Origin of the sequence: Pseudomonas baetica, assembly GCF_051216495.1 — a bacterium.
Taxonomy (GTDB): domain Bacteria; phylum Pseudomonadota; class Gammaproteobacteria; order Pseudomonadales; family Pseudomonadaceae; genus Aquipseudomonas; species Aquipseudomonas baetica_B.
Genome location: NZ_JBPKAM010000048.1, coordinates 22079 through 40844 on the forward strand (window position 1 = coordinate 22079; position 18766 = coordinate 40844).

19 protein-coding genes are annotated in these 18766 nt (G+C 60.4%); 3 read left to right on the forward strand and 16 right to left on the reverse strand.

Annotated features, from left to right (window positions below; translation table 11 throughout):
* Positions 1–15: 15 nt before the first annotated feature.
* From ACSFE6_RS17750 to ACSFE6_RS17805, 12 genes are all read right to left on the reverse strand, one after another.
* On the reverse strand, positions 16–606 hold the full coding sequence (locus ACSFE6_RS17750) for a nucleotidyltransferase family protein (protein ID WP_435428850.1): 591 nt from the start codon (positions 604–606) through the stop codon (positions 16–18).
* Complete coding sequence (locus tag ACSFE6_RS17755) at positions 603–1586, reverse strand: XdhC family protein (RefSeq protein WP_435428851.1); 984 nt, start codon at positions 1584–1586, stop codon at positions 603–605. The genes ACSFE6_RS17750 and ACSFE6_RS17755 overlap by 4 nt, the downstream gene beginning before the upstream one ends.
* Positions 1586–3907 carry a molybdopterin cofactor-binding domain-containing protein gene (locus ACSFE6_RS17760; RefSeq protein ID WP_435428852.1) on the reverse strand — a complete coding sequence of 774 codons (2322 nt, stop codon included), beginning with the start codon at positions 3905–3907 and terminating at the stop codon, positions 1586–1588. Before ACSFE6_RS17760 ends, ACSFE6_RS17755 begins: the two co-directional genes overlap by 1 nt.
* Positions 3904–4374, reverse strand: a complete 471-nt coding sequence (locus tag ACSFE6_RS17765) for a (2Fe-2S)-binding protein (RefSeq protein ID WP_435428853.1) — start codon at positions 4372–4374, stop codon at positions 3904–3906. The genes ACSFE6_RS17760 and ACSFE6_RS17765 overlap by 4 nt, the downstream gene beginning before the upstream one ends.
* A gap of 320 nt (positions 4375–4694) precedes the next feature.
* Entirely contained in the window at positions 4695–5714 is a 1020-nt protein-coding gene (murB, locus tag ACSFE6_RS17770) for a UDP-N-acetylmuramate dehydrogenase (RefSeq protein ID WP_435428854.1), read from the reverse strand.
* A complete protein-coding gene (locus ACSFE6_RS17775) occupies positions 5711–6175 on the reverse strand; it encodes a low molecular weight protein-tyrosine-phosphatase (RefSeq protein ID WP_435428855.1) in 465 nt (154 codons plus the stop codon). The genes murB and ACSFE6_RS17775 overlap by 4 nt, the downstream gene beginning before the upstream one ends.
* Positions 6175–6939 carry a 3-deoxy-manno-octulosonate cytidylyltransferase gene (gene kdsB / locus ACSFE6_RS17780; RefSeq protein ID WP_435428856.1) on the reverse strand — a complete coding sequence of 255 codons (765 nt, stop codon included), beginning with the start codon at positions 6937–6939 and terminating at the stop codon, positions 6175–6177. Before kdsB ends, ACSFE6_RS17775 begins: the two co-directional genes overlap by 1 nt.
* On the reverse strand, positions 6936–7121 hold the full coding sequence (locus ACSFE6_RS17785; RefSeq protein WP_003179363.1) for a Trm112 family protein: 186 nt from the start codon (positions 7119–7121) through the stop codon (positions 6936–6938). The genes kdsB and ACSFE6_RS17785 overlap by 4 nt, the downstream gene beginning before the upstream one ends.
* 25 nt (positions 7122–7146) lie before the next feature.
* On the reverse strand, positions 7147–8157 hold the full coding sequence (lpxK, locus tag ACSFE6_RS17790) for a tetraacyldisaccharide 4'-kinase (RefSeq protein WP_435428872.1): 1011 nt from the start codon (positions 8155–8157) through the stop codon (positions 7147–7149).
* The gene (locus ACSFE6_RS17795) at positions 8157–8585 is read right to left on the reverse strand and encodes an ExbD/TolR family protein (RefSeq protein WP_435428857.1); all 429 of its coding nucleotides are present in this window, start codon (positions 8583–8585) and stop codon (positions 8157–8159) included. Before ACSFE6_RS17795 ends, lpxK begins: the two co-directional genes overlap by 1 nt.
* The gene (locus tag ACSFE6_RS17800) at positions 8582–9217 is read right to left on the reverse strand and encodes a MotA/TolQ/ExbB proton channel family protein (protein ID WP_435428858.1); all 636 of its coding nucleotides are present in this window, start codon (positions 9215–9217) and stop codon (positions 8582–8584) included. The genes ACSFE6_RS17795 and ACSFE6_RS17800 overlap by 4 nt, the downstream gene beginning before the upstream one ends.
* Positions 9218–9315: 98 nt before the next feature.
* Positions 9316–11550 carry a DNA internalization-related competence protein ComEC/Rec2 gene (locus ACSFE6_RS17805; protein ID WP_435428859.1) on the reverse strand — a complete coding sequence of 745 codons (2235 nt, stop codon included), beginning with the start codon at positions 11548–11550 and terminating at the stop codon, positions 9316–9318.
* 146 nt (positions 11551–11696) lie between these two features.
* Between ACSFE6_RS17805 and ACSFE6_RS17810 the strand changes: the two genes are divergently transcribed.
* Positions 11697–12212 (forward strand): DUF2062 domain-containing protein, encoded by a 516-nt coding sequence (locus tag ACSFE6_RS17810; protein ID WP_435428860.1) that lies wholly within the window; start codon positions 11697–11699, stop codon positions 12210–12212.
* Positions 12213–12355: 143 nt separating this feature from the next.
* On the opposite strand, the gene ACSFE6_RS17815 is transcribed toward ACSFE6_RS17810, so the two are convergent.
* The 4 genes from ACSFE6_RS17815 to ACSFE6_RS17830 form a co-directional block, all read right to left on the reverse strand.
* On the reverse strand, positions 12356–13135 hold the full coding sequence (locus tag ACSFE6_RS17815; RefSeq protein WP_435428861.1) for an ABC transporter permease: 780 nt from the start codon (positions 13133–13135) through the stop codon (positions 12356–12358).
* Positions 13132–14064, reverse strand: coding sequence for an ABC transporter ATP-binding protein (locus tag ACSFE6_RS17820; protein ID WP_435428862.1), 933 nt, complete (start codon positions 14062–14064; stop codon positions 13132–13134). Before ACSFE6_RS17820 ends, ACSFE6_RS17815 begins: the two co-directional genes overlap by 4 nt.
* A 133-nt stretch (positions 14065–14197) precedes the next feature.
* The gene (locus ACSFE6_RS17825; RefSeq protein WP_435428863.1) at positions 14198–14821 is read right to left on the reverse strand and encodes a glutathione S-transferase family protein; all 624 of its coding nucleotides are present in this window, start codon (positions 14819–14821) and stop codon (positions 14198–14200) included.
* A 43-nt stretch (positions 14822–14864) separates the two neighbouring features.
* Positions 14865–15524 (reverse strand): transglutaminase-like domain-containing protein, encoded by a 660-nt coding sequence (locus ACSFE6_RS17830; RefSeq protein ID WP_435428864.1) that lies wholly within the window; start codon positions 15522–15524, stop codon positions 14865–14867.
* A gap of 263 nt (positions 15525–15787) precedes the next feature.
* Between ACSFE6_RS17830 and ACSFE6_RS17835 the strand changes: the two genes are divergently transcribed.
* Positions 15788–18235 carry an acyl-CoA dehydrogenase gene (locus ACSFE6_RS17835; RefSeq protein WP_435428865.1) on the forward strand — a complete coding sequence of 816 codons (2448 nt, stop codon included), beginning with the start codon at positions 15788–15790 and terminating at the stop codon, positions 18233–18235.
* A gap of 83 nt (positions 18236–18318) precedes the next feature.
* Entirely contained in the window at positions 18319–18726 is a 408-nt protein-coding gene (locus ACSFE6_RS17840) for a PA2817 family protein (RefSeq protein ID WP_433739245.1), read from the forward strand.
* The last annotated feature ends 40 nt before the right edge of the window (positions 18727–18766 follow it).

The window sequence follows — 18766 nt, forward strand, 5'->3', positions numbered from 1 at the left end:
ACATTGGATCTGAGATTACTGGTAGACCAACTTTTCAGGCACATCCACATCCCACAGCACGCCGGGATCATCCACCGCGACTTCAATCACGCGCCCCTGCGCAAACAACGGCTTGGCGCCGCGGTCGCCTGATAAAGCCATCAACCCCGAGCCGAAGCTGCCGCCAAACCCCACCGGATGCCCATAGTCACCCTCCTGCACCGGCACACTGATGCAATCCTCCGCCATCTGCGCAACGATCTGCTCAATGCTTGATGGCAGGATAAACGGCATGTCCCCCAGCACCATCAACCAACCACCAAGATGCGGGCACGCCGCCACCCCGGCCGCAATGCTGTCACCCATTCCCGTCGACTCGATTAAAACGATCTCGCAGCCATAAGCCTTGGCCATGCGGATGACTTGCGGGCGATCCGCGGTGGTCACGAGGACGCGCTTGTTCAGTCCGGCCGGTAAATTCACCAGTGCATGCTCGATCACCGAACGGACAGCGCCATCACGCCCCGCACAGTCCGCCAACAGTTTGTCCTTTTCATCACCGGCGATTTGCCGAAACCGACTGCCCTGCCCCGCCGCCAGGACGATGACACCGATAGACACGCTCATACGCCCTCCCGCGACGGCTTTTTCTGCTTCAACTCCACGCCATTCTTGATCGCTACAATTTCAGCCAGCAGCGACAAGGCAATTTCCGCGGGGTTATGGCTGCCGATGTGCAAGCCGATCGGGCCGTGCAGGCGGTCGATGGCCTGTTGTGACAATCCCAGTTGAGCCAGATTGTCCCGGCGCTTCTGGCTATTGACCCGCGAGCCCAGCGCACCGACATAGAAAGCCTTGGAATCCAGGGCCGTGAGCAAGGCCATGTCATCCAGGCGTGGATCGTGAGTCAGGGCGACGATGGCCGTGCGTTCGTCGGCCTGAATGTTCAGCACGGCTTCGTCGGGCATGCCCGAGACAAATCGACCGTGCTGCTCTTCCCAGCCGTAGACGAACTCACTGCGCGGATCGCAGATCAGCACTTCGAAATCCAGCAACCGGGCCATCTCGGCCACGTAACGGGACAATTGCCCCGCACCAATCAGCAACAAACGCCAACGCGGGCCGTAGATGGCGCGCAAGAGCTGCCCATCGAACGTCAACGCGTCCAACTTGCTGGCCGGAGTCAAAGTCACTTCACCGGACTCAAGGTTCAGCTCGCGTGCGGTGATTTCATGCGCTTCACAACGGGCCAGCAATTGTGCAACCCAATCGGCCTCGCGAATGCGCTCTTCGGTCAGGCGCAAGGTGCCGCCACAGGGCAAACCGAAACGCGCCGCCTCCTCGCGAGTCACGCCGTAGGTAATCAGTTGCACCGGCGGCCCGTCAGCCGGGATACGACCGTCATGCAGTCGCGCAATCAGGTCATCCTCGACACAGCCGCCGGACACCGAGCCAATCACCATTCCGTCTTCGCGCAGTGCCAGCATCGCCCCCGGTGCCCGGGGCGCGGTGCCCCAGGTCTGAACCACGCTGTACAACACCACCCTGTGACCCGCGCGATGCCACTCCAGCACGCTGCGCAGGACGTTCAGATCAGCGCTGTCCATCAGGCCCCAGCCTTATCCCAGCCCTGCAGCTGGTAACGGACCGGCAGATCGCGGATGCGCTTGCCAGTGGCGGCGAAAATCGCGTTGCACAACGCCGGGGCAATCGGCGGCACACCCGGCTCGCCTACGCCACCCAAGGGCACGTTGCCAGGTGGCGTGACCAGATGCACGGCGACCTCCTTCGGCGCCAGCGACATGCGCGCCACTTCGTACATGTGGAAGTTGTCCTGCTGGACCTTGCCGTCCTTGAAGCTGATCTCGCCCAGCACCGCATTGCCCAGCCCCATGACGCACGCGCCTTCGAATTGCGCGCGAATCCGCTCGGGATTGATTTGCGGCCCGCAATCCACGGCGATGTCCGCCTTGTGCACGATCAAGGTGCCATCGTCTTTGACTTCGACCTCGATCACCGCCGCCACGTAGGTGACGAAGCTGTAATGCACCGCCAGCCCCAGGCCTCGCCCCTTCGGTAACTGGCGCCCCCAACCGGCAGCCTTGGCGGCGGTTTCCAACACGGTGCGCAAACGCGCGGTGTCGATCGGATAACGCTCGGGCGATTCGCCGTAGTTCCACTCTTCACTCAGGGTACGCGGATCGATCTGCCGGTCCGGACCAAGCAACTTGATCTGATACTTGAGCGGATCTTCCTTGGCCTTGTGCGCCAACTCGTCGATGAAGCTTTGAATCGCAAATCCGTGAGGAATGTTCGACACCGAGCGATACCAGCCCACGCGGGTGTGAACGGTCGCTTCGGGGTTTTCCAAGCGGATGTTGGGAATCGCGTAAGCCATGTTGGTGAAACCCATGCCCAATTCGAAAGCCGCTTCGTGGTTCATACCCGGTGCAAATAGCGCAGTGATGCTCGGTGCCACCGTACGGTGCAACCAACCGGACGGCAGGCCATCTTTGTTCAGGCTGGCTTTCAGGTGTTCAACCGACACTGTGTGGAAATACGAGCAATGGATGTCGTCTTCACGGGTCCATTGCACCCGCACCGCTTTACCGGGGAACTCCTTGGCCAAAATGGCGGCTTCGATGATGAAGTCAGGCTTGGACTTGCGACCAAAACCGCCGCCGAGCAGGGTGACATTGAAGGTGACGTTGTCGAATGGCAGGCCCAGGCGTTCGCCGATCCGCTCGCGGGTGACTTGCGGCGCCTGGCTCGGTCCCCAGGCTTCACACATGCCGTCCTTATAACGGGCGATGGCGACCATCGGCTCCATCGGCGATTGCGACAGATGCGGCAGGTAATAGGACGCTTCCAGCGTGCTGTCAGCGCTTTTCATGGCTTCATCGATGTTGCCGGTATTACGCACCACTTTGCCGGGTTTAAGGGAGGCTGCTTCCAGCTCTTTGCGGTAAGCAATCGAGTCGTAACTGGCGTTGGGACCATCATCCCATTCGATTTTCAGCGCCTCGCGGCCCTTGATCGCCGCCCAGGTATTGTTCGCCACCACGGCAACGCCGCCCAGGGGTTGAAACTCCGATGGCAACGGGCGGCTTTCGATCTGAATCACCTTGACCACGCCGGGGACTTTCATGGCCTCCGAGGCATCGAAACTTTTCACCTTGCCGCCATACACCGCAGGCCGGGCAATGACCGCGAACAGCATGCCGTCGAAATACACATCGGCACCATACACGGCGCGACCGTTAACGATGTCGTCACCGTCGATGGCCTTGGTGCCTTCCTTGCCGATATAGCGAAACTCCGATGGCTGTTTGAGCCTCAAGCTGTCACGTGCCGGTACAGCCAGGGCACTGGCGGCAGTGGCCAATGCGCCATATTCCAGTTCGCGACCGGACGGTTTGTGGACGACTTTGTGCAATTGCGCATGACACTCACCGACCGGCACCTTCCACTGATCGGCGGCAGCCTGTTCCAGCATGGCTCGCGCGGCGGCACCGCAACGGCGCATCGGCTCGTACCAGTGACGCATGCTGCGGGAACCGTCTGTGTCCTGATTGCCGAAGCGCACTTCGTCGCCCGGTGCCTGCCGTACTTTGACCTTCGCCCAATCAGCTTCCAGTTCGTCGGCCACGACCATGGTCAGGCTGGTGCGCACGCCCTGGCCCATTTCCGAACGGTTGCAAACCACAGTCACCGTGCCATCAGTGGCGATACTGACATACACCTTGGGGTCATCGACCCAGCCGTTAGGCATGCCGTCAGCACCGAACTTCTTCTCCTTCTCTTCGGCGAAAACGTCTTGCCAGCCCCAACTCGCGGCGACCACCAGGGCGCCGGTGGCCCCCACCCCCTTGAGGAATCCACGGCGGCTGAGGTTGCTCAGGGCAAAATCATTCGGTAACCGGTTCATGCCTTGGCCTCCTTCAGGTGAGTGGATGCCGCACGAATAGCCGTCTTGATGCGGTTGTAGGTGCCGCAACGGCAGATGTTGCCGACCATTGCCTCTTCGATCTGTTCGTCGCTCGGGTTCGGATTGGTCTTGAGCAGCGCAGTGGCGGACATGATTTGCCCGCCCTGGCAGTAACCGCATTGGGCCACGGCGGTATCGAGCCAGGCTTGCTGCACCACTTTACCCACCGGGTCGGCGTGCAGGTTGTCGATGGTGGTAACGTTTTGGCCTATCACCGAACCAATCGGCGTGATGCAGCTACGCGCCGGCGCACCCTCGATGTGAATAGTGCAGGCCCCGCACAGGCCCATGCCGCAGCCGAATTTGGTGCCGTTGTAACCGGCCACGTCACGGATGGCCCAGAGCAGCGGCATGTCCTCGGTGACGTCGAGTTGATGGTCTTGACCATTGAGTTTCAGGGTAATCATGGGCACGCCCGCATAGTATTGGGTTATGGGGTCGAGCAATCTGCCGCCGGAAAGTCGGCGGTTGGCATCACGCAGATCGACTCAGGCTAATGGGGCTCTCTTATGCCGACGGAGGTGTCTGCACCGGGCCTTTTGTGGAGCAAATGCAATGCATCGTTAGCTCGCTAAGTTAACGCAGCATTAACAAAAAAGCCCTGCTGAGACAGGGCTTTTTAGCTGCAAGCTTTAAGCTGCAAGCTTCAAGTAGAAGCAGTGCAGAGAAGTTCGATACATAGAGATTGTAGCTTGCGGCTTGCAACTTGAAGCTTGCCGCTGCTCCTCTAATAGCGGTTCGGCTCCATTTCCAGTTCGACATGGAAACGTTCTGAAATGTCTTTTTGGATTCGCTGCGCCAGGTCGAGCAACTGCAGACCGGTCGCGCTTCCATAGTTGACCAACACCAGCGCCTGCAACTTATGCACGCCTGCATCGGCCTCGCGGAAACCTTTCCAACCCGCCCGCTCGATCAACCAACCGGCGGCCAGCTTCATCTGCCCGTCGGGTTGAGCGTAGGCCACCAGATCCGGGTGCTCGAGTTTGAGTCGTGCAACCAACGCCGCTGACACCAGAGGGTTCTTGAAGAAGCTGCCAGCGTTACCCAGCACCGCCGGATCCGGGAGCTTTTCGTTGCGAATGCTGCAAATCGCCTGGCTGACATCGGTGGCCGTCGGATGCTCGATGCCTTGCTCGGTCAGGCGCTGACGCACCGGCCCGTACTCCAGATGCAAGTGCGCGGTGCGGTCGAGGATGAAACGCACGCGCAGGATCAACCAGCGACCCGGCTCCTGTTTGAACACGCTGTCACGGTACGCGAAGTTGCATTCATCCAGAGTGAACTCGCGCAGCTCGCCACTCTGGCGATCAAGGGCGGTCAGGCCGGCGAACACGTCCTTGATCTCCACACCGTAGGCGCCGATGTTTTGCATCGGGGCCGCACCCACGGTGCCGGGAATCAGACTGAGGTTCTCCAGGCCCGACAAGCCGTGCACCAGCGTATGTTGCACGAACGGGTGCCAGGGCTCGCCCGCCTCTGCCTCAATGACTACTTTGCTACCATCATCGCTCACCACGCGAATTCCGCGAGTGGCCATGCGCAGCACCAGCGCCGGGATATCCGCCGTGAGCAGCAGGTTGCTGCCACCGCCGATCACCAGCAGTGGCACGTCATGCTGCCGCGCATAGGCCAAGGCCTCTCGCACGTCGGCGTCGTTATGGGCTTCGGCAAACAGGCGGGCTTGAACGTCCACACCGAAACTGTTGTACGGTTTGAGCGAAACCTGTGATCGAACCTGCAAACTCATACGCGTCCCTTCAGTTCGATCACCAGCCGATCACTGGCACGTTCAATCAAGTCCAACACCTGCTCGAAGCCCTGCTCCCCGTCGTAATACGGGTCCGGGACTTCATCGACTTCGGATTCATAGCGGCGCAGGAACAGGTCCAGCTCGGCCTTGCCCTTGGCCGGTTGCAAGGCCTTGAGGTTGCGCAGGTTACTGTTGTCCATCGCCAGAATCAGGTCGTAGGTGGCGAAATCGGCGCGGGTGACTTGCTGGGCGCGCTGGGCAGACAGGTCATAACCGCGCAGCTTTGCCGCGGCCTGGCTGCGCTTGTCCGGCGCCTTGCCAACGTGCCAGTCACCGGTACCGGCGGAAGCGACTTCGACCTGATCGGCCAGCCCCGCCTCCCGCAGTTTGTGTCGCAACACGCCTTCGGCCGTGGGTGAACGGCAGATGTTGCCCAGGCAGACAAACAAGACCCGCATCAGGCCTCCAGCAGGCGACGAACGCGCTCAAGGTCTTCAACGGTATCGACGCCCGCTGGTGGCGCAATCAATGCGTCGGCGACGTGGATCCGCACGCCGTGCCAAAGTGCCCGCAGCTGTTCCAGGCATTCGGTGTTTTCCAGCCAGCACGGCCCCCAGCTGACGAAGTCATGCAGGAATCCGGCGCGGTAGGCATAGATGCCGATGTGGCGACGATAAGGCACGCCTTCCGGCAGGGATTCACGACTCTGGGCAAAGGCATCCCTCGCCCAAGGCAACGTGGCGCGACTGAAGGTCAGTGCCAGGCCATTGATGTCGCTGACAACTTTGACCACGTTGGGATTGAACAGGGATTCAACGTCTTCGATCGGCTCGCCCAGGGTAGCCATGCGGGCTTCGGTGTGGGCGGCCAGGTTGGCGGCAACTTGATCAATCACGCTGGGCGGGATCAACGGTTCGTCGCCTTGGACGTTCACCACGATGGCGTCGGGTGCCAGGCCGAGTTTCGCCGCGACTTCCGCCAGGCGATCGGTGCCGGAGTTGTGATCCTCGCGGGTCATCACCACTTCGGCGCCAAACTCGATGCAGGCCTCGCGGATGCGCTTATCGTCAGTCGCCACCACAACACGCTGGGCGCTGCTTTTGCTCGCTTGTTCCCAGACGTGCTGGATCATCGGCTTGCCAGCGATTGGCAGCAGTGGCTTGCCCGGCAAACGGGTGGAGGCGTAGCGCGATGGAATGACGACGGTAAAGGCTGTGGTCATTTATCCAGACGCTCGTCGGTGGTCAGGGTGCGGGCTTCGCTTTCAAGCATTACCGGGATACCGTCGCGAATCGGGTAAGCCAGACCTGCGCCCTTGCTGATCAGCTCGGTCTTGTCGGCGCTGAGTTTGAGCGGGCCTTTGCAGACCGGGCAAGCGAGGATGTCGAGCAATTTGGTGTCCATGAGCATTCCCTGGATAAAAACGGATTTATGGCAACAGACGAGCCGGCAACAGGCGCATCAACTGTGTGTCGAACCAGGCTATAAAAGCCGGCGACGGCACAGCATCGACCGCCAGGTACCACCAGTCGGCAGCGGCGAAGGCACGGCACTTCACCGCGTCCTTCTCAGTCATCACCAATGGCAATGACGGGGTGAAATTCAAAGCCTGAACACTGTACTCGGCGTGGTCGGCGAATGCGTGCGGGACTGGCTGCCAGTGTAGCGTTTCGAGGGTCCTGAAGAAACGTTGCGGGTTACCGATCCCGGCGACGGCGTGCACCGCCTGACCCGGGGCAAAGTGATCAAGGGTGCACCGTTGGCCGCTGCGCAAATTGATCAATGCGGTAGGTTGCAACTGGAAGGCAAAGCCGCCCTCGCGATCAGCCTCGGCGCCGTTGTAGAGCACCGCATCAACGCTTTGCAGGCGCTCGACCGGTTCGCGCAAGGGTCCGGCCGGCAGGCAACGGCGGTTGCCCAGGCCCCGGGCATTGTCAATCAACACCAGTTCCAGGTCGCGAGCCAAACGGTAATGCTGCATGCCGTCATCGGACAGGATCAGGTCCAGCGGCTCGCTCGCCAGCAAGGCTTTGACGGCGCGGCTGCGATCCGGGTCGATCATCAATGGCACTCCCGTGCGCTGGACGATCAACAGCGGTTCATCGCCGGCAATGCCTGCACCCTGATCCGCCTCCACCCGCCACGGCAAGTGCGGCGGTTTGGCGCCGTAACCGCGACTGACCACGCCGACCCGCAGGCCGCTGCGCTGACAATGCTCGATCATCCACAGAATCATTGGCGTCTTGCCGGTGCCGCCGACGGTGATATTACCAACGACGATCAGCGGTACGGGCGGCTGATAGATTTCACCCTCGCCCGCCAGAAAACGCTTGCGTTTGTTGTTGACCACGCGTCGGTACAACCATTCCAGCGGCTGCAGCAACTTCAGGGCCGGATGACCTCGGTACCACGCGGCGAGCAGGCGATCGGACATGGCTATCAGGGCGCGGTCGGCGCCGCCTCGACAGTCGTCATGCGCAAGTGGCTGAAGCCAAGCTTGCCGGCGGCGTCCATGGCGGTGATCACCGATTGATGCTGGGATTTGCCATCGGCACTGATCGACAGCGGTCGACTGGTGTCGCCATTGGACTCTTTCTGCAACGCATCCATCAGGCTTGCCAGATCGCTCTTCGGCAGAATCTGGTTGTTCACGGAGAACACGCCATCTGCACTGATCGCGATATCCAGCGGTTTGGACTGGTCCTCGGCAGGTGAGCCACTGACCGCTTCAGGCAGGTCAACGCGCAGCTGCGTTTCACGGGTGAAGGTGGTGGTCACCACGAAAAACAGCAGCAGGACAAAAACCACGTCGATCAGCGACACGAGGTTGATGTCGATGTTCTCCCGTTGTTTGCGGCGGAACTTCACGCTTTGCTCCCAGCCAGATCAACGTCGCGGTCGCCCTGCACGACTTCAACCAGCTTGATGGCTTCCTGCTCCATGCCCACGACGAGTTCATCGATGCGTCGTTGCAGAAAGCGGTGGAAGAAGACCGCCGGGATACCGACGATCAGACCTGAAGCCGTGGTAATCAGGGCTTTGGAAATACCACCAGCCAACACTGCCGGGTTGGTCGCCATACCCGTGCCCATGAACGAACTGAAGATATCGATCATACCCAAAACGGTACCCAGCAGCCCCAGCAGCGGCGCCATGGCGGCGATGGTACCGAGGGCATTGATGTAGCGTTCCAGCTCGTGGATGACCCGGGCGGCAGCCTCTTCGATACATTCTTTCATGATCTCGCGACCATGTTTGGAGTTGGCCAGGCCCGCCGCCAGGATCTCGCCCAATGGCGAATTGGCACGCAGTTCCTTGAGCTTCTCCTTATTGAGTTGCTTGTCCTTGATCCAGACCCAGACCTGCCCGAGCAAGTGCTCCGGGGTCACGCGACTGGCACGCAGGGTCCAAAGGCGCTCGGCAACGATCGCCATGGCCGCGATGGAACTCAGAATGATCGGCAGCATCATCCAACCGCCGGATTTGACCAATTCCCACACAGTGACAGTCCCCTCGAAAAAGTGCGCCACTCTAACATAGGGGGTGAGCGCACCGAAGACCGTGATGTCGCATCCGGTCGGGCTTTAATAGCTCGCGGTTATTTGTCCATGGGGGGCGGATCGCGCCAGAAACGCCGTTCCTGACGCATCGTACGCGGTGATTCGAAACGCCCCAGTTGCAGATGAATGGCACCCTGCTGCGCGTTGTCATAAATTGCCATGCCGTGTTTTCGATAGCGTGCCAGCACCGTGGGATGGGGGTGGCCAAACGAATTGCCCTGGCCACGGGAGATCAGTACTGCTCGAGGCTGCAAGCCGTTGAGCAGCGCCATGGAAGACGAACTGCGACTGCCATGGTGCGGCGCCTGCAACCAATCGGTCGTCACGGCCAATGGACTGTCCAGCAGGGCATGCTCGGCGGCCGTGTCGATATCGCCGGTCAGCAGCAATCGCTCGCCGTTGGCTTCAATCTGCAGGACGCAGGATTTTGGATTACTTTCGCGGGCGCCCGGCCACTGCCACAGTTCAAAGTTCACACCATCCCAGGTCCATCGCCGACCGCTTTCGCAGTCCCCTGATAGCAGTTCGGTCGGCAACGCGTCAGGTTCACCGCCCAGCACGCGCCTTACCGGCAGCCCATTGGCAACCGATTGCGCCCCGCCGGCGTGATCTGCATGGGCATGACTGATGAGCATCAGGTCCAGATCTTTCACGCCCAGTTTGCGCAAGGTCGGCAGAACCACGCGCTCACCCAGGTCGATTTCGCCGAAACGCGGGCCCGTGTCATACAACAGCGTGTGATGACGGGTTCGCACCAGGATTGCCAGGCCTTGGCCGACATCCAGCTGCCAGATATCGGCGGTCCCATCGGGCACCTCGGAGCGCGGCGGAAAAACCAGCAACAGCAGCATCGGCCATCCCAACGGGCGCATCGGCACGCCTCGCGGCAGTAACAAAAGAAAAGCCCCCAAGGCGCCAAAACCCCAGACCCACAGCGGAATTGCAACGGGCACCCACGCCGGAACCCGGCCAGCCGCCCATCCCAGCACCCTGAACAACCCATCGATCAAACCGCCCGCCAGCCACAGCAAACCTTCGCCGATGTAAGGCACCGGCAACAATAGCGTCCCGAGCAACGCCGGAGGCAGCACCACCAGGCTGATCCAGGGGACCGCCAGCAAGTTGACCAATGGCCCACTGACGCTGATCGGCAGCCCCAACACCAGTAAGATCGGCCCAAGACCGATCGCGATCAGCCATTGGGCGCGAGTCCAGGTTTGCCACCAGCGCCAGGGCCCCAAGCGACCACTGAAGGTGAAGATCAGCACCGCGACGGCGGCGAAAGACAGCCAGAACCCCGGTTGCAGGCTGGCCAGCGGATCCAGTAACAGAACACCATTAAGTGCCAGTAACAACGGCCACCACGCGCCAAGATGGCGAAATCGCAAGCGCCATAACAGCACCAGACCGATCATCAGGCAGGCGCGCCGCACTGGCACCTCAAAACCGGCCAATAAGCCGTAGCCGAGGGCGGCGACGAATGCCAGACCGCAGGCCCAGGGAAGCCACGGCAAACGGCTTGGCCAGAGACCATATCGGGCAAGGCCGGCGATCAGCAGGTACACCAATCCCGCCAGCAAACCGATGTGCTGTCCGGAAATCACCAATAGATGCACGGTGCCGGTGTCCTGCAATACTTGCCAGTCTTCGCGACTGAGCCCGGCACCGTCCCCGAGCACCAGCGCCGCCAGTGCGCCCGATCGACCCTGTGCGTCCACTGCCAATAGCTTCTGACGAATGCTGTCACGCCAGGCCCATCGCGCCTCGGCCAGTCGCTCGCCGTCCTTGACCGTTCCGGTAGCACCGATGCGCTGCGCCAGCAGCCAGGCGTCGTAATCAAAGGCGTGGGGATTGAGTAACCCTGCGGCACGCTTCAACTTGACCGCCAGTCGCCAGCGTTCGCCGCTGTTCACTGGCGGTCCGTCGTACCAGGCCAGGCGCATAAGACGTGGCACTTGTCCGTGCCGCGACTTGGCGTCTGCCAATTCGAAACGCACCACGGCCTCGCCGAGCTGGGGCAGCCCCGTTACCCGTCCTTCGACCCACCGTGTTTCGCCATCCAGGTCCGGCGGTAACCGATCATCCAGCGCCCACTGCGCCTGCAAGCAAGCCCAACTCAAACCAAACAGAAAAAACGCCACCGGGTATGTCCTGAATGGCAGCAACAGCAAACCCGCCACCGGTAACAAAAACCACAACCCGACCGACGGTAAAACCGGTAAAAAACGCAGGGTCAGCAAACCCAGCGCCAATGCCACCATCCCAGTGCGCATACGCCCGTCCTTGAGCTGTACTTAAATTCCCGCCCCTAGGCATAGCCGGTCGACCGCACAAGCACGGTTAACAATTGTCACAAAGTCTGAATGGGCGGTTCATGGAATCCAGACATACTTGCGGCCTTAACCGACCGAGAAGCCTTATGCCCCGGCGCTTATTCAAACGTTACATGCCAGATCCGACCAGCATCAGGGAACACAAATCCTTACGCTTTCTCGGGACGCTGCTGCATGACCCCAACCTCTGGCACCTCAATCGTCACTCGGTCGCCCGGGCTATGGCCGTCGGCCTGTTCGCGGCGTTCCTGCCGATTCCGTTGCAGATGCTGGTCGCCGCCGTACTCGCCATCGTCGTGCGCGGCAACATGCCGATTGCTGTCAGTCTGGTCTGGCTGACCAACCCGATCACCATGCCCGCCGTGTTCTTTTGCACCTACCAGGCCGGTGCCTGGCTGATGGATGTTCCCGCTCGTCATCTGCCGGACGAATTGACCTGGGAATGGATCAGCGGCGAGCTCTCGACATTGTGGCAGCCGTTTTTGCTGGGGTCGGTGGTGACCGGGCTGGCGCTTGGGGCCTTGGCCTATTGTCTGGTGATGATGTACTGGCGCTGGTGGGTCGCCCGGCAATGGCGGCGGCGCAAGCAGAGTCGCCTGTGAGAAATGCAAAACGGCCTCCGATTGGGAGGCCGTTTTTTTTGGTACCTGAGATGACGCCTTCGCGAGCAGGCTCGCTCCCACATTTGAAATGCATTCCAATGTGGCAGCGAGCCTGCTCGCGATTGCAGACACCGCGGAATTTCTTAAGTACGCATCCCCCGCCCACTCACCAGCAACCGCGCGCAACCGAAGTACAGAATCACCGTCGCCACCAGCATGAACGCAATCGCCACGCTGATCCGGATATCCGAAACACCGAGGATCCCGTAGCGAAACGCATTGACCATGTGCAACACCGGGTTGGCCAGGGAGACGGTCTGCCAGAACGGCGGCAGCAACGAGATCGAGTAGAACACCCCGCCCAGGTAGGTCAACGGCGTGAGCACAAAGGTCGGAATGATTGAGATGTCATCGAAGTTGCGCGCAAAAACGGCGTTGATGAAGCCCAGTAGCGAAAAGATCGTCGCTGTCAGCACCACCACCAGAACAGTCACGCCCAGGTGATGCACCTGCAATTGGGTGAAGAACAGCGACAGCAGGGTCACGATGATCCCGACCATCAATCCGCGTAGCACGCCACCCAAGGTGTAACCGATCAGAATGGTGTGCGGCGAAACCGGCGACACCATCAGTTCTTCGATGGAACGCTGAAACTTGCTGCCGAAGAAACTCGACACCACGTTGCCATAGGAGTTGGTGATCACCGACATCATGATCAGACCCGGCACGATGTACTCCATATAGGTGAAGCCACCCATGTCGCCAATCTGCCGACCAATCAGGTTACCGAAGATCACGAAGTACAGGACCATGGTGATGGCCGGCGGCAGCAGGGTCTGCGGCCAGATCCGGGTAAATCGCCGGACTTCACGGTAAACGATGGTATTGAGGGCTACGAGGTTGGGGCGCAGCTCGGAACTCATACCGCCACCTTCGACAGATTTTTCTCCACCAGGGACACGAACAACTCCTCGAGGCGATTGGTTTTGTTACGCAGGCTCAGCACTTCGATGCTCTGTTGCGCCAACTGGGTGAAGAGCGCGGTGATGCCCATGCTCTTGTCCACCTGGACTTCCAGGGTGTGAGCATCAAGCAACCGCGAGGGGTAGCCGATCAGTTGCGGTGCCGCGCTCAGGCTGTTTTTCAGATCCAGCAGGAAGGTCTCGACATGCAACTGGCCGAGCAACTGCTTCATGCTGGTGTTTTCGACGATGGTGCCGTGGTCGATGATGCCGATGTTGCGGCACAACTGCTCGGCCTCCTCCAGATAGTGTGTGGTGAGGATGATGGTGATGCCTTTTTTGTTCAGCTCGGTGAGGAAGGTCCACATCGAGCGACGCAGTTCGATGTCTACGCCGGCAGTCGGTTCGTCGAGGATCAACAGGCGCGGTTCATGAACCAACGCGCGGGCGATCATAAGCCGGCGCTTCATGCCACCGGACAGCGAACGCGACGGCACATCGCGCTTGTCCCACAGACCGAGCTGGGTCAAGTACTGCTCGGCGCGTTCCTTGGCGACCTTCGCCGGAATGCCGTAGTAACCGGCCTGGGTCACGACAATGTCGAAGGTCTTTTCAAACTGGTTGAAGTTGAATTCCTGGGGGACCACGCCGATGGAGCGCTTGAGCGCGGCCGGGTTCTTGTCCAGGTCGTGACCGAAGATATTCACCGTGCCGCTGGTCTTGTTCACCAGGGTCGAAAGAATGCCGATGGTCGTGGATTTGCCGGCGCCGTTCGGGCCGAGCAAGGCGAAAAAGTCACCTTCGGCGACGTCCAGATCGATACCACTCAGGGCCTGGAAACCGTTGCCGTAGGTTTTGGTTAGCTGCCGGATGGACAGAGCGGAACTCATATCGGATTTACGCACCAAGAAGGAAAGAAAGGAATGAATATGGGCGGGCGGCGAGCAACACAACCACAGCGCGCTAGCACAATGGTGCTTGTCGCCGCCACACAAGTACAGTCAAGTGTGTCGATAGTGAGTATTAAGTCAACGCGGTCATGACCGCTTTGCGATACGCCGGACGCTGTTTCAATCGCGCGTACCAGGCCTCCAGATGAGGCTGCGGGGCACGCTCGATCGGCATCTCGAACCAGGCATAAATGAAACTGCCCAAAGGGATGTCGCCCATGCCGATCTGGTCTCCGGACAGATACGGCTGGGTCGCCAATGCCTGATCGGCCATGGCCAGCAGCGCGTCGCACTCCTTGATCGCCGCCTTGATGGCGGGCCAGTCCTGTTGCTCTGCCGGGGTGCGCAAGACGCCCCAGAACACGGTGCGGAAAGGGCCGGCAAAACTGGACGTGGTCCAATCCATCCATTTGTCAGCGGTGGCGCGTACCTGCAAATCTGACGGATACCACGCGGTGTCCGCCGCATGTTTGGCCAGCAGGTAACGAACGATGGCGTTGGATTCCCACAGCACAAAACCGTCGTCTTCAATCACCGGCACGCGGCCATTGGGGTTCATGGCGCGGTACTCGGGCGTATCGACGACACCGAAAGCGCCGCCCGCATCAATGGCTTCGTAGGCCAGGCCGAGTTCCTCGGCGGCCCACAATGGTTTCCTTACATTCGACGAATTCTTCCGACCCCAGATCTTCAGCATGACCGCCTCTCGATTGATGAATGCGCAGGCAGCATACGCCGGATCAGGCGCGACTCAAATCGCTCTGCATGTCCCCCAGCAGAGGTTGCTGTTGTGCGCCGAACAGATGCGGATAGCACTTGCGCAGGTGCTCGAAAAAGAATGCTTCGGGCACGTCGGTGAACTGACCGTGATCGATCAGGTACTCCATCAATTTCTCGCCGTCGCGATTGAAGGGATGGAAAACGCTGTCGCTGATCCCGTCGAATTCCAGCGGTGCGACATTGAACAAATCGCACAAGCCTTGATTGAACGCCGGCGTGGCCTTGACCCAGCGGTCGTTCAGATACAGCTCGGTATAACCGTGCATGGCGAACACGTCGCTCTTGAGCAACTCAAGCAAGCGCGGCGTCGACAAATGATTGCGCACGTCCGCCAGGCCGATCCGCGCCGGGATCCCGCAATGCCGCGCCGCGCCGGCCAGCAGCGTGGATTTGGGCACGCAATAACTCTCCCCGGCCGCCAGCGCATAGCTGCCGCGCAACGTCTGCGGATCCAGGCTGAAGGTGTACGGGTTGTAGCGCACGGCCTCGCGCACGGCGTAGTAAAGACGAACCGCCTGCTCGATCGGCTCGCGACTGTCGCCACGATGTTTTTCGGCGAACTCCACCACCGAGGGGTGGTCACTATCGATGAAGCGGCCGGGGCTTAGGTACTCGTGCATGCGGGCAATCTCCATGCTGGTAATGTCCAGGGCAAGCCCCGAGTCTAGCGAGAGGTTCAGCACAGAGATAACGACGTTTCGGCCAAACATGGACGCTTTGTCGCCCGCTCAATGAACGATTTTTCACGGGTCTCTCACCTGGAAGGCCTACAAAATCATCCATGGTTTCCCACGATTCGATCACATCGCTCCGACCCGCCTGTTTCGCGGATGCCGTCTAAGCTCTGTGGGTTGGTTCGCCCTGGTTTCACGGAGGATTAAATATGCTGCTGTTGTGGATACTGGTTTTGGTTGTCGGGATAGCTTGGTTAGCCCACCGTCGCATCGCGCCACTGCCCGCCCTGGGCATCGTGGCTGTCTACCTGCTGGCAATGGGCGCCTTCAGTCGCGCACCGGGCTGGTTACTGCTGATTTTCTGGGTGCTGGTCGCCGCCGTGGCCGCACCGTTGCTATTGCCAGATCTGCGTCGCAAATTCTTCAGCGCGCCGATGTTCAACTGGTTCCAGAAAACCCTGCCGCCGATGTCGCAAACCGAACGCGACGCCATCGAAGCCGGCACCGTGTGGTGGGACGGCGAACTGTTCAGCGGTCGTCCGGACTGGAACAAACTGCTGTCGTATCCGAAGGCGCAATTGAGCGAAGAGGAACAGGCCTTCATCGACGGTCCTACCGAAGCACTCTGCGCGATGGTCAGCGACTGGCAACTCGGCCAGACCATGGATTTGCCGGCCGAGGCCTGGACCTACATCAAGGACAACGGTTTCTTCGCCCTGATCATTCCCAAAGAGTATGGCGGCAAAGGCTTCTCGGCCTATGCCCACTCGCAGGTGGCGATGAAGCTGGCGAGCCACAGCGGCGACCTCGCATCCACCGTGATGGTCCCCAACTCTCTGGGGCCGGCGGAACTGCTGCTGCACTACGGCACCGACGAACAACGCAATCACTACCTGCCACGCCTGGCGCGGGGCGACGACATCCCTTGTTTCGCCCTGACCGGGCCGCTGGCCGGCTCTGACGCTGGCGGCATGCCCGACACCGGGGTGATCTGCAAAGGTCAATGGGAAGGCAAGGAAACTCTAGGCCTGCGCCTGAACTGGGAAAAGCGCTACATCACTCTTGGCCCGGTCGCCACATTGCTCGGCCTGGCGTTCAAGGCCTACGACCCGGACCACCTGCTGGGTGAGCAGGAAGACCTGGGCATCAGCCTGGCACTGGTTCCAACCGACACCCCGGGCGTGGACATCGGTCGACGTCACCTGCCGCTGGGCGCGGCATTCATGAACGGCCCGAATTCGGGCAAGGACGTGTTCGTACCGTTGGAATTCTTGATCGGCGGACAGGACATGCTCGGCAAGGGCTGGATGATGCTGATGAATTGCCTGTCGGTCGGACGTTCGATTTCCCTGCCGGCGGTGGGCACCGGCATGGCCAAATTCACCAGCCTGGTGACCGGCCAATACGCGCAGATCCGCGAGCAGTTCAATGTGCCGATTGCAGCCTTCGAAGGTATTCAGGAAGCCATGGCCCGCATCGGCGGCAACGCCTGGATGATGGACGCCGCGCGAATGCTGACTGCCAACGCCGTGGACCTCGGCGAGAAACCGTCGGTGCTGTCGGCGATTCTCAAGTATCACCTCACCGAACGCGGCCGCGAGTGCATCAGCCACGCCATGGATGTTCATGGCGGCAAGGCGATCATCATGGGGCCGAACAACTATCTCGGACGCATGTGGCAAGGCGCACCGATCTGCATCACCGTTGAAGGTGCGAACATTCTCTCGCGCAACCTGATGATCTTCGGCCAGGGCGCGATTCGCTGCCATCCCTTCGTGCTCAAGGAAATGGCCCTGGCCACCCGTGAGGACAAGGATCAGGCACTGACCGAGTTCGACGCCCTGTTGCTCAAGCACATCGGTTTTGCCATCGGCAACGCGGCCAGCACGCTGGTGCTGAACCTCGGTTTCGGTCTTCTGGAACACGAGCCGGGCAACACGCTCAGCCAGGGTTATTTCCGCGCGCTCAACCGTCAGGCGGCCGCCTTCGCGCTGCTGGCCGATCTCAGCATGATGTTACTGGGCGGCGAGTTGAAACGCCGTGAACGTCTGTCGGCGCGACTGGGCGATGTGTTGAGCAACCTGTACCTGGCCAGCGCCGCGCTCAAACGTTACAACGACCTCGATGCACCGCAGCACATGGAACCGCTGTTTATCTGGGCCATGGAGGAAAGCCTCGGCCAGGCGGAGCGGGCCATGGATGAACTGCTCAATAATTTCCCGAACAAAATGCTGGCGTGCCTGCTGCGGGTGATCGTGTTCCCGCTCGGCCGCCGACACAAAGGGCCGTCGGACAAGCTTGGCGCCGAAGTCGCCAAGGTGATCGGCCGAGCGAAAGGCGACCCGGCACTCGAGGAAGTACTGCTGGGTTGCTACCGCCCGCAATCGAAGGAAGATCCGATCGGCATCCTGCAACATGCCTGCAACCTGCTGAGCGCTGCACAACCGCTGCAGAAGAAGCTTCATGTGGCGCTCAAGAGCGGCCAGGTCAAACCGGCCGCCGGTGAACACGTCATCGATGCCGCATTGGAAGCCGGCGTGTTGCAACCAGTGGAAGCTCAAACCCTTCGGGAGGCGGAAGCGGCACGACGCAAGGTGATCGATGTCGATGATTTCGACAAAGACGAGATTGCATTGGCCAAAGGCAAGGTCCGCTGATCCAGCCAAGCCTGTACAGCATGTAAAAAAGGGCGCAGGAGCTTTATACTCCCGCGCCCGTTTTGCTCTTGAGGACTTATCTCGTGTCCAACATCGTTGCCGATCATCTCGTTTTGCTCGACCACCTGCGCAGCATCCTGGTCGCCGTGGGTGAGGCCGACCAGGTTCCCGAAGAAAGCCATGCCTTGTTCCTGGAGCGCTTTGACGAACTGCGTGCCCTGCTGCCGGTCGATCCGATCGAAAGCCAATACCTGGGCCAGGACATCCTGTGCCAGGTGATCACCCGCTACCCGCAAATTGCCCACCTGGTCCCGCGCGACCTGCTGTGGTACTTCGCCGGTGACTGCCTGCACTACATGCCCGATGACGAAATCAACCTGTATCAGGCACTGGAGGAACGTCGCTTCGAAGCCGAGCAGAACGACGAACCTTTCGATTGGAATCAGGAAAAGCAGTTGCTGGCGTTGTCGGATCAGGACAGCAAGCACTGATCCTCGATCAGTAATGCGAAAGGCCCGCATGGTTATTCAT

Bases quoted from the DNA above. Each gene is read 5' to 3' on its own strand.
- ACSFE6_RS17750 (WP_435428850.1), bottom strand. From the start codon at position 606: ATGAGCGTGTCTATCGGTGTCATCGTCCTGGCGGCGGGGCAGGGCAGT.
- ACSFE6_RS17755 (WP_435428851.1), bottom strand. From the start codon at position 1,586: ATGGACAGCGCTGATCTGAACGTCCTGCGCAGCGTGCTGGAGTGGCAT.
- ACSFE6_RS17760 (WP_435428852.1), bottom strand. From the start codon at position 3,907: ATGAACCGGTTACCGAATGATTTTGCCCTGAGCAACCTCAGCCGCCGT.
- ACSFE6_RS17765 (WP_435428853.1), bottom strand. From the start codon at position 4,374: ATGATTACCCTGAAACTCAATGGTCAAGACCATCAACTCGACGTCACC.
- murB (WP_435428854.1), bottom strand. From the start codon at position 5,714: ATGAGTTTGCAGGTTCGATCACAGGTTTCGCTCAAACCGTACAACAGT.
- ACSFE6_RS17775 (WP_435428855.1), bottom strand. From the start codon at position 6,175: ATGCGGGTCTTGTTTGTCTGCCTGGGCAACATCTGCCGTTCACCCACG.
- kdsB (WP_435428856.1), bottom strand. From the start codon at position 6,939: ATGACCACAGCCTTTACCGTCGTCATTCCATCGCGCTACGCCTCCACC.
- ACSFE6_RS17785 (WP_003179363.1), bottom strand. From the start codon at position 7,121: ATGGACACCAAATTGCTCGACATCCTCGCTTGCCCGGTCTGCAAAGGC.
- ACSFE6_RS17805 (WP_435428859.1), bottom strand. From the start codon at position 11,550: ATGCGCACTGGGATGGTGGCATTGGCGCTGGGTTTGCTGACCCTGCGT.
- ACSFE6_RS17810 (WP_435428860.1), top strand. From the start codon at position 11,697: ATGCCCCGGCGCTTATTCAAACGTTACATGCCAGATCCGACCAGCATC.
- ACSFE6_RS17815 (WP_435428861.1), bottom strand. From the start codon at position 13,135: ATGAGTTCCGAGCTGCGCCCCAACCTCGTAGCCCTCAATACCATCGTT.
- ACSFE6_RS17820 (WP_435428862.1), bottom strand. From the start codon at position 14,064: ATGAGTTCCGCTCTGTCCATCCGGCAGCTAACCAAAACCTACGGCAAC.
- ACSFE6_RS17825 (WP_435428863.1), bottom strand. From the start codon at position 14,821: ATGCTGAAGATCTGGGGTCGGAAGAATTCGTCGAATGTAAGGAAACCA.
- ACSFE6_RS17830 (WP_435428864.1), bottom strand. From the start codon at position 15,524: ATGCACGAGTACCTAAGCCCCGGCCGCTTCATCGATAGTGACCACCCC.
- ACSFE6_RS17835 (WP_435428865.1), top strand. From the start codon at position 15,788: ATGCTGCTGTTGTGGATACTGGTTTTGGTTGTCGGGATAGCTTGGTTA.